Below are 3,722 nucleotides of genomic sequence, written 5' to 3'. Positions count from 1 at the left end.
ATAGCCGGCCAGATGCGCCTGGGGATGCTCGCCGGCGCGATCGCGCGAGTAATAGAACACTGCCCCCGGCGGGGCCTGCCCACCAAAAGGCTTGTCGTCGCGCACATAGACCCAAATTCGGCCGGTGTCGGTCTTGCCCTTGGCCAGGACCGGCACCGTCGTGTCATCGCCGTGCAGTCGCTCGGCGCTTAGCACATGGGCCTCGAGGCGCCGGAACAAGGGCGTGAGCGCGACTGTACAACCACCGACCTGGTCGGCGAGGGTCGACAGGCTGATCGGCACGCCTTCCTTGGCATATCGTTCGGCCTGCCGGTTCAGCGGCTGGTGCTGGCCGAACTTCTCGAACAGCACCATCGCCAACAAGCTGGGGCCGGCCCAACCGCGAGGAATGACGTGGAATGGCGCCGGGGCCTGGCTGATCTTCTCGCAATCACGGCAGCTGAACTTCTCCCGGACGTGCTGGATCACCTTCCAGGATTTCGGGATCACCTCCAGCGTTTCTGTGATGTCCTCACCGAGCTTGGACAACCTCGCTCCGCCGCAGCAGGCGCACGTCACAGGTCCCGGCACGAGCACCCGCTCGCGAGGCAGATGGTCCGGGAACGGTTGGCGCGACGGCCGCTTGCGCGTGAACGAGGCCACCTTCGTCGTCTTGGCCGCGGCCATTTCGGCAGCGAGTTCGTCCTCAGTCGCAGAAGCCTCGAGTTCCTCCAACGTCAGTTCGAGCTGATCCAGCAGCCTTGCGGTACGCTCCGAGCCAGGGCCATGACGATCACGGTTCAGCTTTTGGATCTGCAGCTTCAGGTGAGCGATCAGCGCCTGGTCGTCGGACTGCTGGGCGCGAACGCTGGCAAGTTCGGCCCGCGTGGCCAGTAACGCCCCCTGCAGCGCCTCAATGTCTTCCGGCAGATTTTCGGGACCGTCACCCATGCACCGATGGAATCACAAAAGCCGCGATTTGGCGCGGCCTTTTTGCAATCTCACGCGACTATTGCGCTGCTTACCCTGCGCTCTGCGGCCGCCAACTATGTTGGGGGTTGCGCCAGTCGATCGCCTCCAGCAAATAGCCCATCTGAGCTGCCGTCAGCGACACCACACCGTCCACCGTCGCCGGCCAGATGAAGCGGCCACGGTCCAGCCGCTTGGCGTAGAGCGACAACCCGACCCCGTCGTGCCAAAGCGCCTTGATCAGGGTGCCAGCGCGACCACGGAACACAAAGACGTCTCCGGCAAAAGGATCTCGCCCCAGGCCCTCCTGCACCAGCAACGCCAGACCCTGCATGCCTTTGCGCATGTCAGTATGACCGGTTGCGATCCAGATTCTCGCTCCTGCTGCGATCGGGATCATCGCCGCTCCAGCAGATCCAACACGCGAGACAGCGCCATCATATCAACGCCGGCGTCCACGATCACTCGATAAGCTTTGCCGGAGACAATCTCCATGCGTCCGCTCGCCGTCGCCGCTAACGCTGTCGACGGCACTGGCGGCGAGTCCGGTACCACCATCGCTGGCACAAAGCCGGGCCGAGGCACTTCATCACTACTCGCCCGTGCACCAAACGATCGACGCCAAGTCAGCAACAGCGAACGTGAGATGCCGTATCGCCGTGCCGTCGACGAGACCGCCCGCGGGCTCTGCAAACTCTCCAAAACGATCTTGAGCTTCTCATCATCGGTCCAGCGACGGCGCCGGCCAGTCTCGACAATCTCGAACCGCTCGACCTGAGCACTGCACTTATTGCTGTCCATAAGGGCTGTTACACAGCACTCGTCTTAACCTGACAAGGCGGCCGTCACCGGAGGGAGACTGTGCAACGGACAGAGGGGCGACATCAATCGCCTAGTTTCCACGCAGATGATCATTCTCCCGGGTTCCGCTCGAAGGTCTGAAGGTTGGCAATCGAGTTCACCCACGGCAATGCGGAACACTTCCAGATTTGTCGAACTGGGGTAAACGCTTTGCGCTGTTTGATTGACCCGATAGCTATCCTCACAATGGATGGATCAAGCACTGAATGCCTATAAATTGGCGAGCCGCAGTTGCCGCAGAAGTGACGCAAGACCTGCCTGCCGCTCTGCTCCGCGGTCTTCACGTAGCTTTTTGGTTCACCGGTCAGTAGCGCAAATTTTGCCGCCGAAACAGACAGGCCAGTGTTGAACGCTGAGCCAGTCAACGTTTGGCACTCGCTACAATGGCAAATTCCAAACTGTGTTGTCTCCGTCTCCGCCTCGAATGTGATCTGACCGCAATGACAGCTGCCCTCGATTTTCATGTCACCCCTCTCCACTACTGATCGCGATACGATCAAAGCATGGTGTCGAGAATGTCGCCAGTTGGTATGTCGGGGCGTGAGGTCGGCTTCGGGTCAAACGGAGACCTGATACCTCCGCGGCGCCACGTCCGGCATTCCTCGCACAGCGGACATTGCAACCCGGCTTGACGGGACCGAATCAGACCATTCCGAGTGAAAATTGTACCGCTACCCGCGCAGCCTGACGCGGTCTTCGCGGGCGCAATCGGTGACGAAGCCGATCACGGCGCGCACCGCAGGCAGATCCACCAGATCGGGGTGCGCGAGCAGCCAGAGATCGGAGACGCTGCTGAGCTTTTGCGGCGCGACCCGCACCAACTCCGGATAGTCGACGGCCACCAGGCAGGACAGCGCGGAGATGCCGAGCCCGGCGCGTACCGCCGCGAGCATGTCGCCCTGCGAGGAGCAGCGCATCACCAGCGTGCCCTGCCGCGTGATGACATCGCTCCAGCGCGCCAGATGCGCATTCGATGTCTGGTCGGCAAACCCGATCACGCTGTGGCCCCTCCACTCGTCGCGGCGCTCCGGCAGCTTGCGCCCCGCCGCATAGTCGCGCGAGGCGTAGAAGCCGGTGCCGAGCCGCCCGATCCTGCGTCCAATCAGGTTCTCCTCGCCGGCATCGACGGGACGCAGCACCACATCGGCCTCGCGGCGACGGACGCTCGCCGGGAACGGATGGGTGATGATCTCGAGCTGGATATTGGCGTGGTCGCGCAGGAACGGCCCGAGACGCGGCATCAGCCAGTGCGCAGCGAGCGTCGCGCCGATCGACAGCTTCACGACGCCGCGGGCCTGCTCACCGGTGGCGGACGCCGCCGCCTCGGCGCGCAGCGCCGCTGCCGCCATCGCTTCGGCGTGCTCGCGGAACTTGCGGCCTTGTGAGGTCAGCGACAGGCCGTCATTGGAGCGGGCGAACAGGCGGGTGCCGAGTTGCTTCTCCAGCGCCGCCACGTTGCGGCCGACAGTCGGGTGGCTGATGCGCAGGCGGCGTGCGGCCCCGGCGAGGCTGCGCGTCTCCGCAACAGCCACGAACGTCTTGCAAAGCTCCCAGTCCATGCGATCCCTGTGATTAGCGTGTTCATTCCTGATGCGATGATCGTTCAATATTGAACGCCATCCGGCAGCCGTCCAGCCTTATATTGGCCCGCAAAAGAGAGCTGCCGCTCCAGCCATCGCAACACGCACGCGATCCGTCTGGCCACAGACCAGCCGGCATACGCATGGAGGACCCCGAAAGATGCCGTTGCCCGCTTCCCTCGCCAACAAGCTCGAACTGCCGGTCGTCGGCTCGCCGCTGTTCATTGTGTCCGGGCCTGAGCTGGTGATCGCGCAGTGCAAGGCCGGCATCGTCGGCTCGTTCCCGGCGCTGAACGCCCGCCCCGCCGAGAAACTCGGCGAGTGGCTGACCCA

Annotated in this window: 5 protein-coding genes and 1 pseudogene; 1 reads left to right on the top strand and 5 read right to left on the bottom strand. The window is 63.4% G+C overall.

The features are described from left to right. The 5 genes from tnpC to AS156_RS22155 all read right to left on the bottom strand — a co-directional run. Positions 1–930: IS66 family transposase (tnpC, locus tag AS156_RS22170; RefSeq protein ID WP_136626056.1), on the bottom strand; the 930-nt coding region annotated here is incomplete at its 3' end. A 70-nt stretch (positions 931–1,000) separates the two neighbouring features. Next, entirely contained in the window at positions 1,001–1,348 is a 348-nt protein-coding gene (tnpB, locus tag AS156_RS22165; protein WP_038388978.1) for an IS66 family insertion sequence element accessory protein TnpB, read from the bottom strand. Next, positions 1,345–1,749, bottom strand: a complete 405-nt coding sequence (gene tnpA / locus AS156_RS22160) for an IS66-like element accessory protein TnpA (RefSeq protein WP_066501573.1) — start codon at positions 1,747–1,749, stop codon at positions 1,345–1,347. The genes tnpB and tnpA overlap by 4 nt, the downstream gene beginning before the upstream one ends. Before the next feature lie 110 nt (positions 1,750–1,859). Continuing rightward, entirely contained in the window at positions 1,860–2,273 is a 414-nt protein-coding gene (locus tag AS156_RS41050; protein WP_082747674.1) for a GFA family protein, read from the bottom strand. A 207-nt stretch (positions 2,274–2,480) separates the two neighbouring features. Beyond that, positions 2,481–3,368, bottom strand: coding sequence for a LysR family transcriptional regulator (locus AS156_RS22155; protein ID WP_066508693.1), 888 nt, complete (start codon positions 3,366–3,368; stop codon positions 2,481–2,483). 181 nt (positions 3,369–3,549) lie between these two features. Here AS156_RS22155 and AS156_RS44735 point away from each other — a divergent pair. Then, a pseudogene (locus AS156_RS44735) lies at positions 3,550–3,722 on the top strand (nitronate monooxygenase); the annotation flags it as partial.

The organism is Bradyrhizobium macuxiense (genome assembly GCF_001542415.1).
Classification (GTDB): domain Bacteria; phylum Pseudomonadota; class Alphaproteobacteria; order Rhizobiales; family Xanthobacteraceae; genus Bradyrhizobium; species Bradyrhizobium macuxiense.
This window is presented reverse-complemented; position numbering and strand designations above follow the sequence as displayed.

Coding starts and splice junctions, on each gene's coding strand:
- AS156_RS41050 (WP_082747674.1), bottom strand. CDS start 2,273: ATGAAAATCGAGGGCAGCTGTCATTGCGGTCAGATCACATTCGAGGCG.
- tnpA (WP_066501573.1), bottom strand. CDS start 1,749: ATGGACAGCAATAAGTGCAGTGCTCAGGTCGAGCGGTTCGAGATTGTC.
- tnpB (WP_038388978.1), bottom strand. CDS start 1,348: ATGATCCCGATCGCAGCAGGAGCGAGAATCTGGATCGCAACCGGTCAT.
- AS156_RS22155 (WP_066508693.1), bottom strand. CDS start 3,368: ATGGACTGGGAGCTTTGCAAGACGTTCGTGGCTGTTGCGGAGACGCGC.